Origin of the sequence: Niastella soli (assembly GCF_017742245.1) — a bacterium.
Taxonomy (GTDB): domain Bacteria; phylum Bacteroidota; class Bacteroidia; order Chitinophagales; family Chitinophagaceae; genus Niastella; species Niastella soli.
In genome coordinates, this window is the sequence record NZ_JAGHKO010000011.1 from 533,565 (window position 1) to 559,719 (window position 26,155).

Genomic DNA, 26,155 nt, shown 5'->3' on the forward strand with positions numbered 1-26,155 from the left:
GTTATTCCTATAGCTGCATCTTACCAGGGAATGATGCCTAAATCAATGTTATGCAAAAAGATGCTATCAGGTATTTGATAGGGCAATATATGAATGATGAGTTAACTGCTCAACAACAGGCTGAACTATTGCAACTGCTTGGCCAGCACGAAGAAAGAGAGTTGATTGAGATGCTGCGCGAAATGATGGAAGCGGAATCGGTTGGTGCTACAGCCGTTGATGCGGATGCCATGCAGGCATCCCTGCAACGGGTACTGTCGGCTGATAAACCGGTTGCGGAAATGCCGGGACGGGTGTTGACCATCAGTCGCCGCTGGCGTTGGGTGGCTGCTGCTGCCTGTTTGTTGGCCGTTGGTATTACCGGATATGTGTTGTTGAATAAAAAAAGCACCACTGTTCCGGTTGCTGCTACCTCGAACCCCTATAAAAACGATGTACAGCCGGGTGGCCAGAAGGCCATGCTGACCCTGGCAGATGGAAAACAGATCGTCCTCGACAGTGCCGGCAATGGTTTGCTGGCGCAGCAGGGCAATGCACAGGTTGTGAAAGAGGGCGCGGGTTTGAAGTACCAGTCGGCAGGCAGTGGACGATCGGATGTAACGTATAATACGCTCTCAACGCCAAGGGGAGGGGAGTATAAACTGATTTTGCCAGATGGCAGTAAGGTATGGTTGAACTCGGCCAGTACGCTTCGTTATCCCACTGCATTTACAGGTAGTACCCGTGAAGTGGCACTGGAAGGCGAAGGATATTTTGAGGTGACTAAACTAGCCGCCAAACCATTTCGTGTAATAACAAAGACGCAGTTTATCGAAGTACTGGGCACTCACTTTAATGTGAATGCATACAGTGATGAAGCGGCCACAAAGACAACTTTGTTGGAAGGAAAGGTGAAGGTGATGAATGATGAAAGATCGGCGATCCTGAAACCTGGTGAACAGGCATCTGTATCCCAATCATCCCAAAAATCCCAACCAATCACAGTTCAGACAGTTGATGTAGAGGAAACAGTAGCCTGGACAAACGGCCAGTTCATATTCAGAGAACAACGGATTGAAAGTATAATGAAACAGATAAGCCGCTGGTATAATGTAGAGGTGGCGTTTGCAGGCAAGCCTACTCAGGAGGGGTTTACTGCAACGATACCCCGAAGCGTACCGGTGTCTAAAGTACTAAGGTATCTGGAGCTCACTACATTGGTGCACTTTAAGATTGACGGTAACAGGATCACAGTATTGCCATGAAGAATTGAAAGTTGCTAAAACAAAAAGCCAGCGATGCTGAGAACATCCCTGGCCTCGAAGATCCCGGCTTAGCCGGGAAGGAGGTTTGAGTAACATCATAATTGAATAGTCTGCGACGACTATGGCCTTCCCTCGACAACGATCGAACGGGAATGGATATTTATTCACCCAAACCAAGGCAAAAGTATGCAAAAAACTGCTTTAGTCTGCCGCAGCTTTATCGCAGGCATGGCTATTACCCGTCGAAATGCAAGTGATGGCGGGTGTGAGAAAAACAGTTCGTGGAAAAAATTATTGTGCGTAATGAAACTGACGTTTATTTTCTTGACCGTTGCATTTTTGAATGTAAGTGCACGAGGACTTTCGCAAAGTGTTACCATCAAAGTAAAAAATGCGCCGCTGGCGCAGGTGTTCCGGGAAATTGAAAGACAAACCGGTTATGTTTTTATCTATGGTAAATCCATGTTGGAGAAAACCACCTCGGTCAATCTGCAGGTGGCCAATGCCGCCCTTCCGGAGGTGCTGAATCTTTGTTTTCGCAACCAGGGCATCACCTACACCGTTGAAGACAATAAATACATTATAGTAAAACCAAAGCCAGCCGCCGCGGCGTCGCTGCCATTGGTGAAGCAGGCCAGTAATCTGTTATACGGTGACCCTGTCAAAGGCCGGGTTACGGCAGATGATGGCACGCCGTTAAACGGTGCTTCCATTGTAATTAAGGGTTCCACCGTAAGCGGTATGGCCAATAATGATGGCGTTTTTACAATAAACGCTGCTGAAGGCGATGTGCTGGTGGTATCGTTTGTTGGCTTTGAAACGCGGGAAATAAAAGTAACCGGAGCTATGCTCGGCAGTATGCTGTCAGTAACATTGAAAGCCAAGAGATCGCTGCTCGATGAAATGGTGGTGATTGCTTATGGTACTACTTCTTTAAGAAAGAGTACCGGTTCGGTAAGCTCTGTTACTGCGCAGGAAATCTCCAAACAACCGGTGGCCAATCCGCTGGCGGCCTTACCCGGCCGGATAAGCGGCGCGGTTATAGCGCAGGACAATGGCATGCCCGGCAGTGCGGTGAAGATACAGATCAGGGGACAGGGGTCATTATCACAGGGCGACGTGCCATTGTTTATCATCGATGGCGTTCCTTTTACCAATTTTAATGGCGGTTCTCCGGCCACCGATAACCTGAATGCATTTGGGACCTCCGGCGCCAATGGCGGCGTGAGTCCGTTTAGTTTGATCAATCCAAATGATATCGAACGCATCGATGTGTTGAAGGATGCCGACGCCACCTCTATTTATGGCTCACGCGGCGCCAATGGGGTGATCATGATCACTACAAAAAAAGGCAAGGCCGGTAAAACAACAGTGAATGCCAGTTTTTACCAGGGTACGGGTAAGGTATCGCGGTTTATTCCCATGCTGAACCTGGAACAATACCTCGCCATGCGACGGGAAGCGTTTACCAATAGCAATCAAACACCAACAGCCGCCAATGCGCCTGATCTGAAAGTATGGGACACTACTAAAAGCACCGACTGGCAAAAATTCCTGTTGGGTGGAACGGCCCATACCACCGATGCGCAGGCTAGCATTTCAGGGGGAAATGGCGGCACCCGCTTTTTGTTTAATTCAGCTTACCATAGAGAGACGACTGTTTTTCCTGGCAATAATGAAGCAAAGAGATTGTCATTCCGGTTGAACGCAGATCATACAACCCGGGATAACAAGTTCAATATCGGGGTAATGGTTTCCTATGCCAATGACGTAACCAATTTATTGGCAGATGATATCTCTTCTGCGTATAACCTGCCGCCCAATTTACCATTATACAATGCAGATGGCACTTTGTACTGGTACAGTGGGTTTACCAATCCGCTGGGCCGGTTAAAGAAAACCTACAAGGGTAACAGTAATAACCTGATCGGTAATCTTACTCTCAGGTATACAATACTGCCTGGTTTGAACCTGAAAGCAACGCTGGGCTATACGAAAACCGATCTGGACCAGAAAAAAGCAAATCCCTATTCTTCAGACAACCCAACCAGCACCTTAGGCAGCTATGCTTATTTCGCCGACAATAAAGCTGGGAATTATATTATAGAACCAACCATCGATTATACCCGTAAGCTGGGCGAAGGTAAACTGACGGCATTGGCCGGCGCCAGTTTGCAAAGCAATACGGCCGACGGGTATCAAATTTATGCCAGTAATTACTCCAGTGAAGCGCTGTTAGGTTCCATGATCGCTGCCGGTACGCTACAGGTTTATTATAATAACATTCAACGGTATAAATATGCCGCAGGTTTTGGCCGGTTAACTTACGATTACAAGGGCAAATATATTGTGAACGCCAATTTCCGGCGCGATGGTTCTTCCCGTTTTGCCCCCGCCAACCGGTTTAATAATTTTGGTTCCGTTGGCGCTGCCTGGGTTTTCTCCGAAGAAATGTTTGCACGAAATGATCTTTCCTTCCTTTCATTTGGCAAGCTGCGTGGCAGCATCGGTACTTCCGGCAACGACCAGATCTCGAACTACCTGTACCTCGATCTGTATAATGCCGGTACCCCCTTATTGGGCAATGGTACTTTGAACCCGCAACCAGTACTGTTGAATGATAATATTCAATGGGAGTCGCGCAGGAAATATGATATAGGGATTGATCTGGGCTTCTTAAGAGACCGGATCCTGTTGACAGCAAACTATTATGAAACCCGCTCCGGTAACCAGATCTCTTCTGTTTCGATGCCCACGCAAACGGGTATCAGTGCCAAAACGGTCAATATACCAGCGGTTATTACCAATACCGGTGTTGAATTTGATCTGCGGACCACTAATATAAAGACCAAGGAGCTGGAATGGAAAACCGCGTTGAATGTTACGTTCAACCGCAACAAACTGGTGAAATGGCCGGGGCTGGAAAATTCATTCAATGCATCTTCTTATATCGTTGGCAAACCACTCAATGTAGCACAGCTGTATCATTTTCAGGGTATCGATCCAGCTACTGGTGTGGCTGTGTATGACGATAAAGATGGCAGCGGTTCTATTACAAGCGCCGGCGACCGGTATGCAATGCCCATGGGCAACCCTTATTACGGCGGTTTGTCAAATACCGTTATCTATAAGAATTTCCAACTGGATGTAACTTTTCAATTCAACCACCGCAAGGCGAGGACCAATCTGTTCCCTTCACCGGTGCCGGTTGGCAGTTTGTTGAACCAGAATACATCGGTGCTGAATCACTGGATGAAAACCGGAGATGCAGCTATGTATCCCGCTTACAAAACTTCAGGCGCTGATTACAATTATTCTGCTTCTGATGTGACCTGGGGCGATGCGTCGTTTGCAAAATTGCGTTCCGCAAGTCTCGCCTATATGGTGCCGCAGGCCTGGATCAAACGGTTAAAGATGGCTGATTGTACCATTTCTGTACAGGGACAGAATCTATTCCTGTTCTCCAAAAACAAATACCTGTACGATCCGGAGACAACCATCCAGGGTGGTCCTGCGGGTATTGGTACCGGTACCCTGGGTGCAGTAATGCCACCCCTGCGCACGATAGTGTTTGGAATTAATTGTTCATTCTAAGACTGCTGACTATGATTCGTAAAAACAGCTCCATACAAATATATTTTGGGACCATGGCCATGGCCTTGTCCCTGTTTCTGACTTCCTGTAAAAAGTTCACTGAAATTGGATCGCCTCCCACGCAGGTACTCACCCCCGATGTGTTCACCAGCGATATAACTGCTTCCAGTGCAATAATGGGATTGTATACCGGTAATGTAGCTACCCAGATGCTGGTGCCTTATACTATGTATCCGGGCATGTCGGCCGATGATGTGCAATACAATACCCCCAGTTCTGATTATGACGGGTATGAGAATAATACGATCTCCATTAACAATAACCTAAACGCCAATGCCTGGTATTTCGCCTATCAATATTTGCGGAATATCAACTACGACATAGTTGGCTTATCGGCATCAACCACCCTTACGGAATCTGTAAAGAACCAGTTATTGGGGGAAGCAAAATTCCTGCGGGCGTTTGTGTTATTTGAATTGGTGAATATTTATGGCGATGTGCCCATGCCGCTTGGTAATAATGATCAGGAAAATGCTTTTCTGCCCCGGACGTCAGCACAAGAGGTATGGACACAGATCATTGCTGATCTGAAAGAAGCGCAATTATTATTGCCAGAAACCTATACCGGTACCTTCCGTGCGCGCATCAATAAATGGGCCGCCACCACTTTGCTGGCAAGATGTTATCTGTACAATAAAGACTATTCCAATGCAGAAGCAGCCGCTGCCAAAGTGATCGATTCAAAAGCATACGGCATAGTGGCGCCGGCCAGTGCCTTTGTAAATAACAGCAACGAGATCATTTGGCAAATTGCCAATACTACCGGCATCAGCACCTATGGCGCCAATTATAATTCGGCCGCCAACAGCTTGCCTAATTACAGCCTGTACGATACGCTGTACAGATCATTTGAAACTGGCGATCTGCGTAAAACCAACTGGACCTCCGATACCACGGCAAGCGGGGTGACCTATCACCGGGTAACCAAATACAAAATCCGAAGCGGTACTACCGGTAATGAATACAATGTAGCACTGCGTTTTGCAGAACTGTACCTCATCAGGGGGGAAGCTCGCGCGCAGCAGGACAAACTGGCCCTCGCAAAGAGTGATATCGATGTGTTGCGTAACCGTGCGGGATTAACCGGTCTGTCTGCAACATTGACCAAAGACGAGCTCTTGCTGGCGATCGAGCAGGAAAGAAAGGTAGAATTGTTTGGCGAATGGGGCCATCGGTGGTTCGATCTGAAAAGGACCAATCGCGCGGCCATCGTGATCGGTGGACAAAAAAAGAATACCTGGAAAAGCACTGCCGTTTTGTATCCGGTACCCGATGCACAACGATTGTTAAATACCAGTCTGTCGCAAAACGACGGCTATTAGTAACCATTATAACCATTACAAATGAACAAAGGAATCATGTTGGCAGCAACGCTCACCGTGGTAAGCCATGGATTGCTGCAGGCACAAAATGCCAAAGACACTACCCGGCAATATTATTACCGGCTGGCCACTTCAAAGGAGACGGCTGACAGGGCGTTGGTGACCGGTAAGTTATACGATGGGTTAAAAAGTAATAAAGAACAGGATTGGATACTGGCGTTGAATATGTTCAGTGTGATGAAAAAGAAAGCAACCAGCGATTCTTTATTAACGGTGATAAAAGCCCGTTTTCCCAAAGGCGAAACCTGGCGGAACGAAGACGTGCAAACCATTTATAATGCCGGCAATGCAGCTGAAAAGGAAACGGCTTATAAAAAATGGCTTCAGCAGTATCCCATGAACAGGTTTGAAGGCAGCAGGATCATCTACGATTATGCATCTAATAGTGTGGCCAGTGCGTTTGCAGAAGAAAAGAATGTAAAGAAGGCCTTGTATTATAGCAACCTGTGCCAAACTCCGGCGTGGAAAGGGGAGGCCTGGGCTGGTGTTGCTACCCGGCTGGAAAAGAACGGATATACGGCGGAGGCATTGCCCTTATTTAAAAAGGCGATGGCCAATGCTTATGCGTTTAAAACTACCCGTACAAAAGAAGAAGGGGCGCAGTTCGCTGCAATGGGGTATAGAGGATATTCCACTTCCATTGCCCGTATTTATCTGAAGCAAAAAGAGAATGACAGCGCGCTGGCATATATTCAAAAAGCCTATGCAGAAGGTAAAAATGGGGCAGTAAATTATACTTATTCAGAGATCTTACAGGCATTGGGCCGCGATAAAGAAGCATTTGAGAAAGCCGATGAATTTGTGCAAACCGGTGAGGCTGAAAAGCAATTCAAAGAGATGCACAAAGCACTGTATGAAAAGCTGAATACCGGAGGCAAACCGTATGCGGAGTATATGAAGGAGATGGAAGCTGCTATTACAAAAAAGGTGATCGAGAACCTGAAGAACACCATTGTTAATAAACCTTCGCCTGCATGGGTGCTAAAAGATGTAAACGGAAATACAGTAAATTCAGAAAGCCTTAAAGGCAAGGTAGTGGTACTCGATTTCTGGGCGACCTGGTGTGGTCCCTGCAAACGTTCTTTCCCTGCTATGCAAATGGCCGTGAATAAATTTAAGGACAATCCCAATGTACAGTTCCTGTTTATTCATACCTGGGAAAAAGGAGCCGGTGATGCCACCGCTGCTGCCAAAAAATATATTGATGACAATAAGTTTCCTTTCCAGGTGCTGATGGACCTGAAAGACCCCGAAACAGGTAGTAACAACGTCGTTGAAAGTTTTGGTATCTCGGGCATCCCAACCAAATTCATTCTCGATAAAAATGGTAACATCCGATTCAGGGTTACCGGTTTTACCGGATCTGACGAAGCTGCGGTGGAAGAGATTTCCGCAATGATAGAAATGGTAGAGAGATCATAGCTAAGGAATTAGCATAAGTCATAATGAAAAATGCAGCTTGCGCTGCATTTTTCATTATGGGTATAACCTTTGCATAATTTACATGGCATACCAAACCAATCCCCACTAAATAAATAACTCTCTGTAGCAGTGTTCGGGCTTTCTATAGCCTGATGGATCATTTTTTAAACCATTTAAAAATGAAACTACCATGAGAGTCAATTCCACCATTGTTTGTCGTTTTTTCGCGGCATCAGCGTTGCTTGCATTGATGTTGACGGGTTGTAAAAAGAATGATGGCCCCCACAACAACAATAAGGAAGTGGATATTAAGTTGATTGCTGACAATTTTGTTTCTCCCATTGGCCTGGTTGCTGTGCCGAATGATACAAACCGGTTGTTTGTCATTGACCAGGTTGGAAAGATCTGGATCATTAAGAACGGTGAAAAGTTGTCGGTACCCTTTATGGATGTAAGCAGCAAACTGGTTGCGTTAACACCAGCTTATGATGAAAGAGGGTTATTGGGCATGGCCTTCCATCCCGATTATAAGAACAATGGCCGGTTCTTTGTTTATTATCAACTGCCACCCCGTGCCGGTGGGCCCCAGGCGGGTGTTAACTGGGATAATTTAAGCCGCATTTCTGAATTTAAAGTATCGGCCAATGGGGATCTGGCAGATATGAATTCCGAAAAGATTTTGTTGGAAATGGATGATCCCCAATCAAATCACAATGGTGGTACGCTGGCATTTGGTCCCGATGGCTATTTATATATTTCCATTGGCGATGGAGGTGCTGCCGATGATGTGGCGCCAGGACATGTTACCGACTGGTACGCAGCCAATGCCGGCGGTAATGGACAGGATATTGATTCCAATTTGTTTGGAAATATTCTGCGTATCGATGTAAATAGTGGAAATCCTTATGGAATACCAGCTGATAATCCGTTTGTTGGTAAACCAGGTAAAGATGAAATATATGCCTATGGTTTTCGCAACCCATTCCGTTATTCATTTGATATGGGGGGTACCCATATGTTGTTAGCAGGCGATGCCGGACAGGGATTATGGGAAGAAGTGAGTGTAGTGATCAAAGGCGGAAATTATGGCTGGAATGTAAAAGAGGGACGGCATTGCTTTAATGCAGCGGTAGACTCGCTGTTATTGGCTTCCTGTCCTTCAGTAGATAACCTCGGTAACCCCTTGATCGATCCGGTGATAGAAGTGAACAACGCAGCCAATCCGGCAGGTGGAAGAGCTACCACCATCATTGGTGGTAATGTGTATCGCGGAAAAGAGATAAAGGGCTGGGACGGTAAATATATTTTTGGCACGTTCTCACAAGGGTTCACTGTTGGCGATGGCGAGTTGTTCATGTCTCAAACGTCCGGAGCAGGGGTGTGGTCGTATGATGAAATAAATCTGAAAAGCCATCCCAATGATATAGGTTATTTCCTGCGTGGATTTGGACAGGACAATGAGGGGGAAGTATACCTGACTGTTTCTTCTATGTTAGGGCCAAGCGGGAATACTGGAAAAGTTTTTAAGCTTGTGACAGTAAAGAATAAAGATGACGGTTATTAAGAGTAGCATGCTTTGTCTTTTTGTAGAAGTATATACACAAAAGGTGTCCCGTTAGTAAGCAAAAAGGTCGTCCCCGGGGTTCAGAAGGGACGACCTTTTTGTTATATTTGAGCTGCAAAAACTACACGCTATGAATACTTATATGTTCGTAAAGAATGGTGATGAATGGTACATCGATCTGCCTGAATATATAGAACAGGGCGGTAATGCCGGCGATCTGCAAATGGTTGATGGCGCCGATACCATGCTTGATATTATGGCCGACCGGGGTACAACCGTTGTGTTAAATATTTCAGAAGAGCCATTTGAAGGCGCAGATGTGCTTACTTTAACAGAGAAATGTGACCCCAGCATTGGCGGTGCTTATTATCTGATGGAAAAGTATAACGGTCAGCAGGTTAATAAACGGATGTGGCTGTGCCAGGTAACAGAATTTGTTTTTGGTAAACTTCCTGATCGTATCTTTGTTAAACAGGAAGATGTCGATGACTCAGAATAAACAAATATCAGTTTGGAGTAAAGTATGGGCAATAATCAGAAAGATATTATTCCCTAAGAAAAGCTGTTGCAAGTAATTTGCCTACAAAAAGTAATTACCCCCAGGTTGAATAAAAAAGATGTAACTCAATTGAGTTACATCTTTTTTTTGACTAACCAGGTTGTATACTTATAACAAAATTGTTGTTGATTATACCTATTATTGAAAATCTATAAAATATGACTCCGGGTCTTTCTTTATTTCTTTGGAATTTGTTGAATCTGATCGCGGTCATTGTTATTGTTTATTTTGTTGTGAAAGCAATTAAAAAATACCGGAAAAGTAAATAGCGATCAGATAAAGCGCTTACTTTACCGTTTTACCAGTATTAATGTCTCTATCATTACAACTACAACACCTGGAACGGCCGGGTTATACTATAGATCTGTTTGTGCCCAACGCGCAGGAAGTGCAGGATAACTACTTTCAGCAAAAGCAGGTGCAGGCGGAGGTGCCTTTTCCGCACTGGACTAAACTATGGCCTTCGGCGCTGGCCATGGCGGACTATATACACCAGCATCCGGAACTGGTGCAGGGTAAAAATGTGTTGGAGCTGGCTGCCGGGTTGGGGCTGCCCTCATTTGTAGCTGCCCGTTATGCACAAACCGTTTGCTGCAGCGACTACCTGCCCGAAGCGGTGGCTGCCATGACCAGAACAACCGGACATTTACAACTTGCTAACGTTACCTGCCAGTTGTTGGATTGGAACTGCCTGCCCGCGGGCCTCATTACAGACGTTTTATTGCTCAGTGATATAAACTACGATCCAGCTCAATTTGATCAGCTTTACGAGGTTTTACAGTATTTTATGCGGCTGGGAGCCAAAATTGTGCTCACTACTCCCCAGCGACTTATGGCAAAAACCTTTATTGAAAAGCTATTACCTTTTTGCAGTCATCAGCAGGAAATTACAGTGTTCTATCAGCAACAAAACACGCCAATAAGTTTATTGGTGCTCCAATAATGTTATTGGTAATCAATGATGTATCTATGTTTTCTCTAAGTGGAATAACTGATTTTATCCAAGGGAAATAGGCATTTATAGTATGTATACAGTTTGCAACAGCACTTGGGGGCCTTGTGAGATCCCTGTGAGATTCCTGTGAAATACCTGGTTGTTTCGGGGTCTACTTGTAGGTGATCTGCGGTTGTTCCGTACTTTTCCCGTACCTATATAGGAACGGCTCATATACAGGACATATACGGGATATGTACGGGATATGTACGGAATATCAGTGAATCCAACAGGGATCTCACCTGAATATAATGAGGATCTGACCAGGACTAAACAGCACGATCTGGTATATATTGATTGAAGGTAACAAGCAGGTTAAATCAGGATTCACCAGTAAACCAGCAGATATTTTAAAAAAAATGCGCCAGATTTTGGACAGGAGTTTTCAATACCGTAATATTGCATCCCATTTGAAGAACGAGGTTTGCTGATTATAAGTCTTTGATTGTAAGGTAGTAAAGCAGGGTTCTTTAAAATGCAAGCCCAGATGGCGGAACTGGTAGACGCGCTAGACTCAAAATCTGGTTATCGCAAGGTAGTGCAGGTTCGATTCCTGTTCTGGGCACTTATGAACCCTGTAAGTCATTGATTTACAGGGTTTTTTCTTTTTTGGTGTGTCATTTTTTCGCGCTTTTTACCCCTTTCTGCCGCTTTTATTGACACAAAATTGACACACCGCATGACACACCAAAAAGATGTTCCTGCTCCGGAACACAACCATCACTGTCGGGTACCAAAAATTACCAAAAAAAGGCCCCAATTCCCTCATTTGACACACCAAATGACACACGGTTTGACACACCATTTGGAGTCTAATTCCGCTTATGTCAGTCTGTTAGAAGCCGAAATGGCAGAGTTAGCAAACCTATCGTTGACATTTCACAAAAATTATTTTTTCCGTTCTTTTCCGCTTTCTACCAGTTTGATAAAAGACGACCAAATGACCGTTTACAAGATGGCAGATCTAACTGGCATGGCACACTCCTTGAACTTTACTTCTTCCACTATTTAAACCCCTATCTTATGAATTTTATTCAACGCCCAAACAAAAATGGAGATAAGATCACTTTTTATTATGATTATGGTCGTGGCCCCGGCCAGCGACCATCAACGGGGATCTTTATTTATGCTAAACCCAACAATCAAATCCAAAAGAATCACAATAAAGAAGCGCTGAAGTTACTGGAGACTAAAAAAAGCCAGGTTATCATTGAGCAACAAGCCATAGGTTCCTCCTACATTCCATCACATAAGTTTAAAGAAAACTTTATAGATTATTTTGATGAATACATTAAACTGAACAAGCGAGATGGTAACCGGCACCTCACCTGTTGTTTTTCAAAATTCAAAGAGTTCATCGACAACAAATCATTTATTGCGCCCATCGAAATTTCTGAAAACTTCTGTAAGCGATTCAGGCGTTATTTATTGGATAAGCTAACCGGTGAAACGCCCGCAAATTACTTTGCCCGGTTTAAGTGGGTCATTGATGCCGCTACTTCAGATGGATATTTTTTAAAGAATCCTACTGCCAACATTCCGGCGGTAGCTAATCCAAGCGTAGCCTTGAAAGAACATCTGGAAGTGGATGACTACCTGGCCTTATTAAATACTCCCTGGACAAATGTAGAAGTATCACAAGCATTTATTTTTAGCTGCTATACCGGATTACGATGGGTAGATGTTAAGCTTCTTAATTGGAATGACATTAAAGGAAATACATTAACAACCCGAATTATTCAAAAGAAAACCGGCAGACCGGTTACATTAACCCTCCACCCCATTGCCAAAAGTATATTGCAAAAAAGGCAATGTCTGTTACCTGCTGATTTTAATGGTAAAAAGCTCGTGTTTGATCTGCCAACAGCAAATGGCGCTAATAAAGTTATAAGTGAATGGGTAAAACGCGCTGGAATTGAAAAAAGCATCACCTGGTCATGCGCAAGATTAAGCTATTCTATACTGCTTCAGGATACCAATGTTGATTCCGCAACGGTTGCCTATCTCTTGGGGCATACCACCACAAAACAGGTAGAAAGAACCTATAAACGCCACCGGCCAAAAGATCAATCGGAAGCCATCAATAAATTGCCGACACCAAAGGAATTGCCCTTCTTTTTAAAATAGTCATTTACAGAAAGCGGCAGGTAGATGAAATTGATTCCAATAACAACACCTTGCATAAGGCTAGCTTTTACCAGTTGGCCTTTATGCTTTTCACACTTGTATGGACGATTCAATTTAATCAGAATACTATTAGATGCCAATTAGAATTTATCAGACTTGTGTTAGACGCCGATCAGACAATAATTAGAATAAGCCAAGAGTACGATTAAAAACAGCTATTATCCACCATTAAAATTATTACAAATGAATAGCCATACGCCCCTGAAATCTCGTGAAGCTGCAAAAATAAAGTCCGATTCACCCGAAAAAATGCAGCAGGCTATTGAGGAACTTCAAATAACGGTTGCCATGCAATACGACTTATTGAAAAAAACACTTACTGAGAATGAATTGCTTCAGCAAAAGGTGCGGAAATTAGAAGAACAACTTAACGATAATCGAAACAACGATGGATATGGTAGCACTTCCAGTTGGATTAGTAAGATTGTTTTCACCTTGCAGCAGGAAAACCGGCCATTACGTTCCCCTGAATTAATAACACTGCTTGAAAAACGGGAACCGGCCCTGGCGGAACATTATAATAAGGTGCAGTACTTTTCTGCTTTTTTGAGCAATGCCGTGAAATATGGAAGGGTTATACAACAAAAAATGAAAGGCGTAAGAGGGTATTATTATCTGTTACCTCATTGGTTGGATGAAAGAGGTAACGTTAGATCAGAGTTTCATAAAAAGATGCTGTAGGTGTATTGCAGTGGCCGCGAAATGAAATATCCACTGGGGCTCATAATTTAAATGGTGTGGTGGTCATGTGGTATGCATGGGAAACTATGTGGAGGACATGCTTACTACCTAAAAGTAAAGCCACCCAATATTGGATGGCTTTATATATATAAATACTATAAGATTTATTTCTTCTTTTTATCATCCAGTAGCTTTTCGAGCAAGGCGATCTTTTCGCGTTCGCTTTTTAGCAATGCCTCATATAGCTTTTCGTTTTTATCTACAGTTTCTACCCATTTATCAAATGGATTAAAAGTGCATTTGTAGTTTTGTACATAGGCTGCAGATTCACCCTGGAAAGTATTTGCTATAATATTAATGGCAGATTCCTCATTAAAATTCTTTATTGCATCCACTGGCACTTTGAGGGTTGTTGCAATCCTCTCCAAGGTCTCAGGATCTATTAAATCCTTACTCTCCAATGTTGATACACTTTGTTGGCTAATACCTAACGCGTCAGCCAAAACCTCTTGCTTTATATTTAAGATTTCTCGAATGCGTTTTACAGCTCTACCTTGATGTGCTTTTTCCGGCATATTAGTAATCATATTTTACAAATATATAGATTTTACAGTATTGGTAAAATACCAATAAATCCTTTGGTAAGATACAATAAAAACCCGGTAACATACAGGCTTGTTCGGTTTGGTACGGCACAAGCCTATGATAATTTGCACCCAGAATGTTATAAATATCTTCCCAACCTATCAATATGGCGACTTCCCGAAAACAATACCTAATGGCCCTTCCAAAGCAGATTTGTAATAACCTATTGGCTTTACGAAAAGACCGGTACCCTATGAAACTCATTTTAATCCTTAAAAAATTCGTATTCCCCATTACAGTAAAACAAAATAACTGCATACTTGACTTACAACACACCGTAAACGACCTAATTGAAAGTAAAAATGAATTAATTATCAAAGTAGGGGTATATAGGAAGGAATTGCAGTTTATTTATTCAATTTTAATTGCCCGTCCCGGATGCCAGTTTCGGTTATTCCCTCTTTTAAAACAGCCCCTGCTATTAGCGATTGAGAATACTGCGAGTCAAATGAATTTTTACTTATACATGCCTAACCAGCAGTCAAATGAGATAGCCATGGCCTATACCAACAAGCAAGAGAATACCCACGTAATTTATGAATTGTATGTTGAACCTACATATTGCAACTCTCATATTTACAGTTTTTTGCTTTACCAGGTTAATACGGAAGCTAAAAGGATGGATTTACCTGTGGTATATGCCTGTTCGACGATAGATTCAATTTGATCATTTAAAGTAATCGATTGGCCGTATGAAAATAATTTTTATCGGTAGTATATTATTCCTTGTGTTTTACAAAAGCAGTATGTCTCAACCAGTATCCTGGTTTATATCAGCAGGCACGGGGCTAACAAAACTTTCCCCTGTTTTTCCAACGGGAAGACAATTATTAAATAAAGGTTGTGTGAATATTGGAACGGTAGGGATTAATATACCCTTAAGTCAAAGTTGTAGACCTATAGTAAAGGCAGCGCTGGGCGTTTCAAGCGCATATTTTTTCCATTCTGAAGTTCCATTTTACACATCGTCATATTTAGAGTCGTATAGTGTTAAAATGAACTGCGTGACTTTGGAGTTGTCCTTCATTTACAATTTAATAAATAGAAAAGTAAAGATATCAGGAGGAGTAGGAGCTAACCTTCAAACTTCCTGGAATAAAAAAACTGAATATCGGGTTAATAATGCCAACTCAAGTTATAACTATAGCAGTGCTGATTATTTAATTATAGCGCCTCAATGGTTATCCATTTGCAGTACTGTCGGGATTTATTACAACCGTTTTCAACTTGATGCAACAAGCGACTTGAGAAGCGTCATAACAGAGGGTAACTGTCCACAATTTTATGGTAGCTTATATTGTCTACGGGTTGGATTTAATATAAGCAAGAACAAAAGAGCTCAATATCATTAACAACAAGTTATCAATATTCGATGCAAGATACTAATATAGGAAAACGGCTAAAAGAATTTAGGGGAAGGTCAAATGTTAAAATGCCATCAGTTTCAATTATGACTGGTATAGCCAAGGAAACGCTTTATAAATGGGAGAAAGGGACTAAACCAAGCGATGTGAAAGATTACTTTAAACTAAAAGCTTACCTGGATGCAGCGGAAGGTGAATTAGAAGGTGAATTGTTTGATCTGGAAAGACAAAAACCGGCGACAGTAAAACTTCCTTTTAAAAATTGCCAACCAGTAACATCACAAATTGATGGTAAAGCCATTGCAGGCACGGTTATTATTAATGCCAATAATGAACTAGAGTTAATTGCTAATCGTATATACGCACCTAACCTGGGATATGTTGAGGGCTTAATTGATGTTATCGGATACGATATGGAACCTGCCCTTATGAATGGGAGTAGCATAGCAATATCCCGATTGAAAGATTTCCAGAATCTACATTGGGGGCTTTATTATTATATTATTGATGCAAACTTACAGGGAATCGTAAGAAGGGTTTATTTGGATAATGCCAATAACGGCATCCAATTAATAGCGGATAACGACGATCAGGTAAAATACCCTCCTATACAACTTAAATGGACTCAAGTGAAATCAATTTTTAAAATAGCGGCCTGCCTTATTAAACAATAAACCAAATTTACTATGATGCAACTCAGTCAAAAGGCCTTGAAAATGATTAATAAACCGCATATCCGTCGCTGTTTGATGGACGCACTCGGTGTTACAGAGTTCACAATTGCCAGGTATATTCAAAATAATAGCGACAATCTTACTAAATCGGCTTCGTTACAAGTCATTCGGGATTCGACCGGATTGAATGATGATGAAATACTGGAAATAAAATAAGAAATATTTTACTAGGGAAAATGGAAAATATTTTAGCAAATAAGCCGCCGATTTCTAGCGATGGGTATTATTTCATAGATAATTCTGACGGACTTGTAAGCTGTTTGGTGAAGAGTAAGCCGCCTCCATTATTTAGTCATGTTGATGTATAAACGAATAATCGAGTGCTTTTGTACTAGTCGGGATTTGGAAATTGATAGGAGTCAAAAAAGAATAATTTAAAAGGTTGTTTTCTATTTTAGTATCGAACTATTTAGTAATTTACTGTCATAGGATAAGGTTTAATGGTTAATGGTATTTGATTAGTGTGGCCTCCCCTCCGGGAGGCTTTTTTATTTGTGGAAAGTATAATCTGTAAAAGGTTTTATGAGACCTGACCAATCAGGGAGATGTGAGTCAACGGAAATACCGGCGCCTACAAAATAGGCCGCATTACCTGAAACGAGCTCTTCTGCATACTCATCAATGAATTGTAGAACTTCTGGTGGCATATTTTTAGCTTTTACCTGTCGCTTTCTTAATCAATTTCCCAAAACCCCTTGGCTCCAGTTGGTGCTTTCTTAACCATTGAAGCCCAGTAGAAACCTGTTCTTTTGTATACTTCTTCTTACGATCACTCCATAGATAGAAGTCATTGATTAATTCTTCATCAGCTGTGGTTCGACGTTCTATAATCCGGTTATTACATACAGCGTAAATTGTAGCAATTATTTCAGCTTCAGCTTCTGAAGTGTGATATAGCAACTCGAATAGTTTATTCAGTTGGTCTTCTGCAGAAGCAAAGTACCCCTGATAATATCCTTCAATTTTGTCCTGTTTTTCTAAAGGAATGAATTGCTTATCCTGGTAAGCAAACCATTGTTGCTTGCGGAAGTCATTGTAGATTGTATGCATGAATTTATTATCGTAGGGGCCTGCTGCCTGGCAATAATAATTCAGGTTTAAATCAGCTTCAACAATATGTTCTGCCAGGAACTGTATTTTCTGAAATTTGATGTCTGTGAAATTCGGATCATCTATAAATTTGGAAACAATCTTTCCGGCCAGTACTTGCTTAGCAAAACCTACTTTGTTTGCCGGGATATTTAGCTCTACAGTCTTCTCATTGCGGGCTTGTAGTCGTGTAGCTTTTGCACTCTTCTTGGTTGACATAGAACTGCTGCCCACCTTTACCTGGCCGTTCATTAGCATAGGTAACAACCAGCTACGTAAGGTAGAAAGTTGTTTGTTTTGTTTTTCATTAATTGCAATTTTCTCAAAAAGTGGCTTTACAATTAACTCGAATTTATTTTGCAATTCACGTTTAGGTAGTGTCAATAGTAATTTACCAAGATTTTCTCGACTTAGTTCTGTTTGACCAGTTGATCCCTCGCCAAGTTTCTCAATTTCCGATTGCTTATTTAACAAAGAAATCCCCAAAAAGAGCGAATTAACTTCATTAAAATTAGCTCTAACAATTGTCACGTGTGAATCACATGTTGTTTGAGGGTTTTCAAGCCGTTTTACTAATGCTACCCGGCCCAGTGTCCCAACACCAGTAGAATTTACTAAAATATCTCCTAATTTAATCACTTTTGTTATTGGCTTCAATTGAATATCATGTACTCTGCAAAAAGCAAAGTCAATAGTATTATTTCTAATGCATCTTTGATTGATAACAGGTATGCCGAAATCGTTTGAATACTTTGGGGAAATTCCTCTAACCAATTCTGAACTAATTTCGCTTAGATTTTTCACCTCCCAACCTTTAGGTAGATCCATTTTTAATTTTGCATTGGTTGACATCTTTCCACCCGAAGATTTATAAGGTTTTTTATTTTCGTCAGGAAAATCAAACTGAACAAACCAATAATCATACAATGTTTTGGCTATTTGTTCCAATTCGGCATTTATGCGATTATTGAGTTCTATTTTGTCATCTAAGGCGGACAAAATAGCAGCAATTTTTTGTTGTGTTGGTAAATCAGGGAGTTCGATTGGAACTCGTCTAACAACTGTCATTGGAGGAAAGTTTGGAATTGTAGAATCCCCTGTTCCACCAATAATTTTATTTACAATATAACTTTCAAAATAATAAAGAAAATACCTATCGTTGACTATTTCATTATTAAGTCTGATTCTTAATAAAGCTTGATTTATTACACCTGTTTCAGCATCATTAGGTAACTGATATATAGCACCGTAATTTACACCAGAACAAGAAACTAAAATATCACCTGGTTTTGCGTTAAACCTTTTCATTGAAGAATTGTAGTATTCTTCAGTGATGTAATAATTGCCTAATTTATCATTTTTATTCAATACTACTCCTTGCTCATACACTTTGAAAGTATTCGCACCTTTATTGACGAATATCTCCTTTTTTAAAGCTCCTCCAAATGGTCCTCTTAAAAACCCATCATCTTTTCTGACGATGTCCTCAAAAAAGAGATTATTCATACCTTAACCCTTTTAATTGTTTCTGAATTTCTGTATCCAAACGACTACCTTCGGCAAATAATTCATTCAGCCTTTGTTCAAAGCCCTTCATTTTTTCCTGAAATTTATCGACCGTTATATCCACATACTCAATTTTTATCTCAAAATATTGCCCGGCAGAGAAAGAATAATTTTTTTCCTGTATCTGCTTTTTGGAGACTATCACAGAAAGGTCTTCTGCTGCTTCTTTTGAGTTAAAGGCCTCCACAATGCGAGTTTCTTCCTCACGCGTCAGCACAGTTCGTTGGTTTTTACCTTCCTTTACAGTTTCACCCAATTTGCTAGCATCCATCAGTACAATGTGATCGCTATCAGCTTTTTTATCCAAAAACAATACTGATACGTTGGTGCCTGTACTTGCAAAAATATTGCTTGGCATACTCACTACACCACGTAGCCAACCTTTGTCAATCAAGCGTTCACGTATTTTCTTCTCTATACCGCTTTGCGCCGTAATAAATCCAGTAGGCACGACAATCGCGGCTTTTCCACTTTCGTTCAGACTATATATGATGTGCTGAATAAATAGCAGGTAAATCGACATTGATTCCTTTTTGGCATTAGGCACATTGGGAACGCCGGCAAAAAAGCGTTCTTTAAAACTATCTTTCTCTAAATCATTTCTGAAATCCGAAAAGTCGAGCTTAAAAGGTGGATTAGAAACGATATAATCAAACTTCTGTTTTTCAAGATAAAATGGCTGTGCTATTGTGTTTGTCTTAATCACATTAGGAATACTGTGCGTCAGGTTGTTCAAGATCAAATTCAGACGCAGCATAGTGCTTGACTTCTGGGAAATATCCTCGGTATAAATAGTACACTTATCTTCCCCAATCTTATGTGCCAAAGACATCAATAAAGATCCGGATCCCACGCTGGGATCATAACATCTTGCCTGTTTTACTTTTCCTGGAACAAGAATATTCGCAATGATCCTTGCAACTGCATTGGGCGTATAATATTCAGCATATTTACCTCCTGAGTCGGAGTTATAGTCTTTAATCAAGTATTCAAAGATATCTTTGAAAAAGTCGTATTTCTCTTCGAAATAATATTCAAAGCTTTCCTCAAAGCTAAATTCAAACAATTTATTGATGATAGCCCGACAGAAAGCATCTCTTTCCGAACGATCAGAGATAAATGCACTCAATTCATCAAACAATAGATCTTTGGCTCCTGTAAAAGATTTGATGGAAAATATTTCGGCATTCTCAATACTAATGTCTCTTAATGTATCATCAAACGTTTTGGCAAAATCTCCGCTGTTTTGAATGTTGTGTAAATAAGAAATTAATTGATGAGGTTTCAAGCGCGGCACGTTCTCATCCAGTAAATCCATTAACAGTTCAAAGTCTTTCTTTTTAAGTTTAGTTAATGCCGTATTGAAATCATTATTGACACCCAATTCCGGTTTTAGTTTTTTTACTTCGTAACGGAATTTGTCGTTTAAAAACTTATATAAAAAAACCTGTGTAATAATCTTAAATTCATTGCCGTCATTTCCCAACCCATAGTTGGCACAGACGCTTTTTAGATTATCAATGAGCTGCTTGGTTTTTATAGTATACGTAATATCCTTTGTCATTTATTATATTCTATTATGGTATAGTTGAAAATATTCTTTCCCTATAAGAGTACTGATATTTTGCCTGGTATTTGTGTCTAAATCTAATTTTTCATCCATTACAAACTTTTGCGACACTAAGCGAATTAAATATCGGTCGAACAAGGCTTCATTAATTAAATAATCTTCCTGTCCTTCTAGTTTGTTGTCTACTTCATTTTTTACCTGCATCAATGCGCGGTGCAATTGCATCTCTTTAGCATTGAGCATTCCTTTTTCTGTCAGCCGCTTATGAACCCTCGCATATTTTTCATCATTGTTATATTTCGCTCTAAGCAAAGCATTTTTTCGGTTCAGCTCTTTTGCCTGATCATAGATTTTGCGTAACAATGGCAGGTTTTCTACCATTTCTGCTTGTGTGGTTTCGGTAAGATTTTTCTTTTTAAAAATGCGCTCCAGTTCCTCCTTTAAGCTGACGAAATGCGGATCGACTTGGTCAAAATTGCTCTGCAAAGCTTCCCGAGTCTTACGAAGCTGCTCTTTCAATTCATCAGCAAGTTTCAGTTCTTCTTCACCCACTTTGATAAACTGAAAAATAATATCCTCCAAAGCCGTATCCAATAGGTTTTGTGTAGCGTCATCATGACCGATGTTTTCTATAAAGTTGAGATTGTCTAATCGGTTTTGTGCTTCTATCAATAAACGGTTTAACACATCGAAATCAACTAATTCACCCAATTCTTCAAAACCCTGTAGAGCAATCAGGTTTTTAAGTTCTTTGGCGGTACGCAAAGCTTTTACCAACAACATCAATTCTTTTTTGTCTGTTAGTTGGCTGATTTGCTGAGAAAATAGTTCACGATTTTCAGTGTCGTAATGAAAAAGGATTTCTTTTATGTTTTCAATCTCTGCTCGTATTTCGGCCTCTGACTTGAATAGGTGCGAATACATTTCCATTTCATCACCCAATTGTTCTTGCAATTCACGGAAATACAATTGATTGGTGCGATCAAAAGCCTCAGAAATATCAGCAAAGTCTACTACATAACCGTATTGGTACTTTTTGTATGGACGATTCACTCGTGTCAACGTCTGCAACAAATTGTGGTCTTGAATCACACGTGCTAAATAAAGCTTTTTTAAACGCTTTGCATCAAACCCTGTAAGTAGCATATTATATACAAATAGTAAATCAATCTTTCCTGCTTTATATGCTTTGATGAGGTCTTTACGGATAGTTTTATCGTTTTCATCATGCAGTATCAGAGCTGCAGTCAGGTTTTCTTTTTTGGGGTTGCCATACGGAACAGCTGGTTCGGCAGCTATGGGTAGTTTGTTCGCATCTATTTCTTGTTCACCGTAAGGAGCAGGAGATTCGGTCAGCTTACTTGCATCTATTTCTTGTTTGCCATATTGCTCCTCAAACAATTGAAACAACATTTTGGCTTGCTTAGAAGAATCGCAGACAACCAACCCGCCCAGGGTCTTATCTTGCCAGTAATTTCTAAACTCTTGTAAGTCTTTGGTAATATAATCCAGCAATCCTTGAGCAAATGGTTTTTTAGCATATACATCCGATGCTTTAATATCGCCTTTAAGGAGCTTAGTATCTTCTAAAATTTGATCTATAACTACTTTCATTTCCTTCTTAAAACGCCCTTCAATCTCTTCACGAATCAGACGTAATGTATAGCCATCTGCAATTGAACGATTGTAATAATACTTATGGATATAATTACCAAATAGCAGTTTAGAATCGTATTCTTTTGCCACCTCTTTCAATAATGGCGTACCGGTTAAGGCAATAATCACCGCATTTTTATCTGAATTAATCAAATTGGCGAGGTAATTTCCCTTAGGATTATAACTTCTATGGGCTTCATCCAGAAAATATATACGTTGGGTATTGATATCGTAATCTGGTAGCTTTATTACCGTGGCATCCTCACTAAATTTCTGAATATTAACCACTGTAATTTCAGCCTTTCCACTGTCGTTATGTATAGCACCGGCTATTTGCAAATCGTCGATAAATGCCTGTCGAGAATTTACTTGATTTACTTTCAGTCCGCGATTAACAAACTCTGTTGAAGCCTGAATCAGTAAATCCAATCTGTCTACGATAAAGTAAAACTTCGGAATGACATTTTGTTTCTGATAATAATCCGTTAAATGTTTAACATTATAAAATGCTAATGCCGTTTTTCCCGACCCTTGAGTATGCCAGATAATACCCTTACGCTTGCCTTCTGCTAATTTTGCAGCAATGGCCATTGTTGCAAATAGCTGTGGATACCGCATAATATGTTTTTGCAAGCCGATTTCCTCTTCCACATAAGCAATGGCATAACGAAGCAGAAAAGCCAACCGTTCTTTGCTAAATAAAGAAGTCAGAATACGATGTGTAGGTGTATATGGTTCTTTGTTGGTCTTAAACTCCGGACTATGTTTAATGACCAGCAAGTTGTTATCTTTCAATACAGCATTTTCTTCCAGTTCAGAAATAGTTCTCAATTTTTGTTTGACCGGATAGTCTTCATCTTCCCTGAAAAAATTAAACTGTAAATCAGCATAAGCCGGAGTGGCATAAAATGCTCCAAACACAGGTTCCACAATGCCGTCTTCATACTCCATATTGTTGGAAAAAACCATCAATTGCGTGATATTGGCAAAACGTCGAAAATGTTTGTTTTTGAAACGGGCATTAATACGACTTCTTTCCGCAATCACGCCTTCTTTGTTGTGCGGCTTCTTGACTTCAACAAATGCTAAAGGCATACCGTTTATAAGTATCGTAATGTCTGGACGAAACTCCTCATCGCCGTTTTTGGCCGTTAGTTCGGCTGTTATATGAAAGCTGTTATTATTAAAATTTTGGAAATCAATGAGCTTAATACCGGAAGTTGCGGTCAGTCTTTGATAAAATTTTCTTCCTAAATCCTCATAATCTAATTCCAGGCTCACTTCATCTAGTATACGCAAAATTTCCTCCCGGGCAACACCCGAATTAATCCGTATCAAACTCTCCAAAAAAACGTCCTCGAAGATATTAGTATCTCCTCTACGGTTTTGTTGCGAAATAGGAATATACTGATATCCTAGTTTCATCAAATGCAACAACGCAGGAATTTTTACGCGCGAATTTTCGTTAAAAGACATTAGGAATTAAGATTAGACTGATAAAGATTTTGTTGAATGCAATAGTTCCCGCACATCCACATTCAAAACCTTAGCGACACCAACTAACGTCTCAAGCGAGGGCTGCTTTTCATTTGTGCACCAGTGAGAGATTGTTGTTTCATTCTTACTCAAATGTTCTGCAAGCCATTTATTCGTTTTTTCTTGCTCAGCAAGAACTATTTTGATACGATTAATTGTATTTTTGGACATAAAATCTGCTTATTAGGCAAATATATTGTACAGATAAGTAAATTCCTCATTTACAAGACCATATTTAGATTTTATTTCTGAAAAATGCAGTCTGTTGATCCGTTGGAAGCACTAATTGAGCTTTGATTAATAGCATCTGGTTCCCGACCATAGATCGTATTAGATACGCAATGTCCTCTTTTTAGAAGACTTTATGTTGCAGCCCTAATTAGTAGCCCCCTTACTATATCATGAGGATGCTGCTTTTGATAAGCATTACGAGGTGGTTTGGATCAACAAGAAATGTACAAAGTCAAACTGTCAGTTATAGAAAAATCTGAAGAGGTTATGTCCGGTTAAGGAAGGAGGATGCCTGTTTGCGGAACTGCATTTTAGAAACATTATCTGTACCAGAGACATGAAAAAGATGTCGCGCCAGAAAATACCGGCTTGAAGCGCGAACGAACCTCCATGAGTTTATCAATGAACCACTGCTACAGATAGGTTTTGACACTGAACAAAAAGATAGCGGCTTGGATGCAGAATCATGGAGAGACTATCACAAACAACGATAAACAAGAATTCCTCAGTTATCGCAATATATGATTTACCCGTTCCGGGGCTGCCGCCTAATCCTTAATAAACTCCAGCGTTTCCAGATCGAACAGTCTGGCTCTGCCATCTTCGGGAAGCTCTGTTCTGTCCAGGTCTTGCATATTTAAGCTGAGGGAAGCTGGCACTACGCAAACGTGCCTTTTCTCGATTGATCATACGCTGTTGCAGCTCATTGGTAAGTAGGGTAAGGATTAGCTGTTCATGCGAGGCATTTTGCTTTATTGCGTCAGTTGTTATCACTGCCTGAATATCTTTACGGAAGGCAAGCCAGGTACCGTAGATTCTGTAACCTACCTGGTTTCTGTAAACGTCAGGAACCATTTTTCAGCCCTTCCGAACTATATTAGTACTTTATTATAGATTATTACATATCTAAGTATCTGAATATCTGTTGCAGATTGTTTAAATTAGAATCATTGAATGTCTGTTACCGGTATAACTTTTTCCTTCTTTTACATTTAAGTTGCAGAGCAAACAAGGAGGTGTTTTTGGATACCAGTATTTCTTGTGTTATTTACGTTAAGCCTACTCCCATTTGTTGTCTTTAACTTGGTTAAAAAATGACCGAATAATTATATCTTTGGTTTCTTACGTTTTAGCCGTCTTATGGGTATTACATTAAAAAATATCTCCTTTTTGCATATTGGCTTCCGACGAAGAGGATAGCCATTTCAATACTTTCGTGTTTTTCTAAGTAAATTTTTGAGGTAATAATTTAATAGCATGGATAGTAGAAATTTTTCTACCATTTCCAAGGAGGAATGTGTAGTAGCCTATGAAGCCCTACTGGAAAATTCTGATGCCAAATGGAAAGCAGCAAAAGTCAATGCATCATTGGGCGAATACGGAATTGCTAGTTCGCTTTGTGTTGTAAGCATCGAAGAATTAATAAAAGCCATTTTATTATGCCAGGACAGTTTAGGTTTTGAATTCAGAAGAGTCAAGGGAATGGATGTTTTTTTTAAAAACCATTTAATTAGGTACTATATCGCTTACTGGTTATTTACCATGGGCTGGGCTATGAATGAACTTTTGGGGTTTATTAAGAAGCTAAGAGAAAACCCTGAATGGGCAATTTCGTTTATGGAAGAGATCAAAAGTGAAAACATTTTTGAGCAGAAAATGAAATTTTATCTGCTTCGACAATTAATTCTTTTAAAACGTGAACTAGATTGGTTCTCGAAGATTGATAATATTCGGCAGGATGGCTTTTATGCCGGCTATAACGGCAAATTAATAAATCCTATAAATATTTCACAAGAACAATATAACGATGTAAAGTTAAAGCTATCAATAGTCAGAAAGATAGGGAGGTCTTTTATAACGCAGATTGCCAATAAAGACAAAGTGATTATTGATTTGATTGAGGAAAAAAGAATAGAATTCAAAAGCAAAGATCATTACTCAAAAATTGCTATTATGCTAAAAGATCTGCGGGCTTCAAGGAATAGCCCATTTGATTTGTTTAAACAAGTGGTTTTTACTGGTCAATAATTTTATGATGGGAGTTATTAACCGAACGTAGACTTTTTTCTTTCGAGAA

Annotated in this window: 20 protein-coding genes and 1 tRNA gene; 15 read left to right on the top strand and 6 right to left on the bottom strand. The window is 40.5% G+C overall.

From position 1 onward, the window contains the following. Positions 1–50 precede the first annotated feature (50 nt). From J7I42_RS28115 to J7I42_RS28160, 10 genes are all read left to right on the top strand, one after another. Positions 51–1,244, top strand: a complete 1,194-nt coding sequence (locus J7I42_RS28115; RefSeq protein ID WP_209142495.1) for a FecR family protein — start codon at positions 51–53, stop codon at positions 1,242–1,244. Positions 1,245–1,430: 186 nt separating this feature from the next. Beyond that, on the top strand, positions 1,431–4,838 hold the full coding sequence (locus J7I42_RS28120; protein WP_209142497.1) for a SusC/RagA family TonB-linked outer membrane protein: 3,408 nt from the start codon (positions 1,431–1,433) through the stop codon (positions 4,836–4,838). Between the two features lie 11 nt (positions 4,839–4,849). Next, a complete protein-coding gene (locus J7I42_RS28125) occupies positions 4,850–6,220 on the top strand; it encodes a RagB/SusD family nutrient uptake outer membrane protein (protein WP_209142499.1) in 1,371 nt (456 codons plus the stop codon). A 21-nt stretch (positions 6,221–6,241) separates the two neighbouring features. Then, positions 6,242–7,702, top strand: a complete 1,461-nt coding sequence (locus J7I42_RS28130) for a redoxin domain-containing protein (protein WP_209142501.1) — start codon at positions 6,242–6,244, stop codon at positions 7,700–7,702. A gap of 190 nt (positions 7,703–7,892) precedes the next feature. After that, entirely contained in the window at positions 7,893–9,266 is a 1,374-nt protein-coding gene (locus J7I42_RS28135; RefSeq protein WP_209142503.1) for a PQQ-dependent sugar dehydrogenase, read from the top strand. 130 nt (positions 9,267–9,396) lie between these two features. Beyond that, positions 9,397–9,765 (top strand): DUF6717 family protein, encoded by a 369-nt coding sequence (locus J7I42_RS28140; RefSeq protein WP_209142505.1) that lies wholly within the window; start codon positions 9,397–9,399, stop codon positions 9,763–9,765. Between the two features lie 370 nt (positions 9,766–10,135). After that, a complete protein-coding gene (locus J7I42_RS28145; protein ID WP_209142508.1) occupies positions 10,136–10,768 on the top strand; it encodes a class I SAM-dependent methyltransferase in 633 nt (210 codons plus the stop codon). Between the two features lie 532 nt (positions 10,769–11,300). Continuing rightward, positions 11,301–11,384: transfer RNA gene (locus J7I42_RS28150), tRNA-Leu, on the top strand. A gap of 458 nt (positions 11,385–11,842) precedes the next feature. Continuing rightward, a complete protein-coding gene (locus J7I42_RS28155) occupies positions 11,843–12,946 on the top strand; it encodes a site-specific integrase (protein WP_209142510.1) in 1,104 nt (367 codons plus the stop codon). A 243-nt stretch (positions 12,947–13,189) separates the two neighbouring features. After that, positions 13,190–13,687 (top strand): hypothetical protein, encoded by a 498-nt coding sequence (locus tag J7I42_RS28160; RefSeq protein WP_209142512.1) that lies wholly within the window; start codon positions 13,190–13,192, stop codon positions 13,685–13,687. A gap of 164 nt (positions 13,688–13,851) precedes the next feature. Here the strand turns inward: J7I42_RS28160 and J7I42_RS28165 are convergent, their stop codons facing one another. Further along, the gene (locus J7I42_RS28165; protein WP_209142514.1) at positions 13,852–14,274 is read right to left on the bottom strand and encodes a helix-turn-helix domain-containing protein; all 423 of its coding nucleotides are present in this window, start codon (positions 14,272–14,274) and stop codon (positions 13,852–13,854) included. 251 nt (positions 14,275–14,525) lie between these two features. Here J7I42_RS28165 and J7I42_RS28170 point away from each other — a divergent pair, with 251 nt between their 5' ends. The 4 genes from J7I42_RS28170 to J7I42_RS28185 are packed head-to-tail and all read left to right on the top strand — an operon-like array spanning position 14,526 to position 16,586. Next, on the top strand, positions 14,526–14,999 hold the full coding sequence (locus tag J7I42_RS28170) for a hypothetical protein (RefSeq protein ID WP_209142516.1): 474 nt from the start codon (positions 14,526–14,528) through the stop codon (positions 14,997–14,999). 25 nt (positions 15,000–15,024) lie between these two features. Continuing rightward, positions 15,025–15,684, top strand: a complete 660-nt coding sequence (locus tag J7I42_RS28175; protein WP_209142518.1) for a hypothetical protein — start codon at positions 15,025–15,027, stop codon at positions 15,682–15,684. Positions 15,685–15,704: 20 nt separating this feature from the next. Next, entirely contained in the window at positions 15,705–16,370 is a 666-nt protein-coding gene (locus J7I42_RS28180) for a LexA family transcriptional regulator (RefSeq protein ID WP_209142520.1), read from the top strand. 12 nt (positions 16,371–16,382) lie between these two features. Then, on the top strand, positions 16,383–16,586 hold the full coding sequence (locus J7I42_RS28185; RefSeq protein ID WP_209142522.1) for a hypothetical protein: 204 nt from the start codon (positions 16,383–16,385) through the stop codon (positions 16,584–16,586). 332 nt (positions 16,587–16,918) lie between these two features. Here J7I42_RS28185 and J7I42_RS28190 read toward each other — a convergent pair whose 3' ends face one another. The 5 genes from J7I42_RS28190 to J7I42_RS28210 are packed head-to-tail and all read right to left on the bottom strand — an operon-like array spanning position 16,919 to position 24,018. After that, on the bottom strand, positions 16,919–17,077 hold the full coding sequence (locus tag J7I42_RS28190; RefSeq protein WP_209142525.1) for a hypothetical protein: 159 nt from the start codon (positions 17,075–17,077) through the stop codon (positions 16,919–16,921). 4 nt (positions 17,078–17,081) lie between these two features. Further along, entirely contained in the window at positions 17,082–19,025 is a 1,944-nt protein-coding gene (locus J7I42_RS28195; protein WP_209142527.1) for a restriction endonuclease subunit S, read from the bottom strand. Further along, the gene (locus J7I42_RS28200; RefSeq protein WP_209142529.1) at positions 19,018–20,649 is read right to left on the bottom strand and encodes an HsdM family class I SAM-dependent methyltransferase; all 1,632 of its coding nucleotides are present in this window, start codon (positions 20,647–20,649) and stop codon (positions 19,018–19,020) included. Before J7I42_RS28200 ends, J7I42_RS28195 begins: the two co-directional genes overlap by 8 nt. Positions 20,650–20,652: 3 nt before the next feature. Continuing rightward, positions 20,653–23,787 carry a type I restriction endonuclease subunit R gene (locus J7I42_RS28205; RefSeq protein WP_209142531.1) on the bottom strand — a complete coding sequence of 1,045 codons (3,135 nt, stop codon included), beginning with the start codon at positions 23,785–23,787 and terminating at the stop codon, positions 20,653–20,655. A 12-nt stretch (positions 23,788–23,799) separates the two neighbouring features. Next, positions 23,800–24,018 carry a helix-turn-helix transcriptional regulator gene (locus tag J7I42_RS28210; protein WP_209142533.1) on the bottom strand — a complete coding sequence of 73 codons (219 nt, stop codon included), beginning with the start codon at positions 24,016–24,018 and terminating at the stop codon, positions 23,800–23,802. Between the two features lie 1,317 nt (positions 24,019–25,335). Between J7I42_RS28210 and J7I42_RS28215 the strand changes: the two genes are divergently transcribed. Further along, positions 25,336–26,106 (top strand): AbiV family abortive infection protein, encoded by a 771-nt coding sequence (locus tag J7I42_RS28215; RefSeq protein ID WP_209142535.1) that lies wholly within the window; start codon positions 25,336–25,338, stop codon positions 26,104–26,106. Positions 26,107–26,155 lie beyond the last annotated feature (49 nt).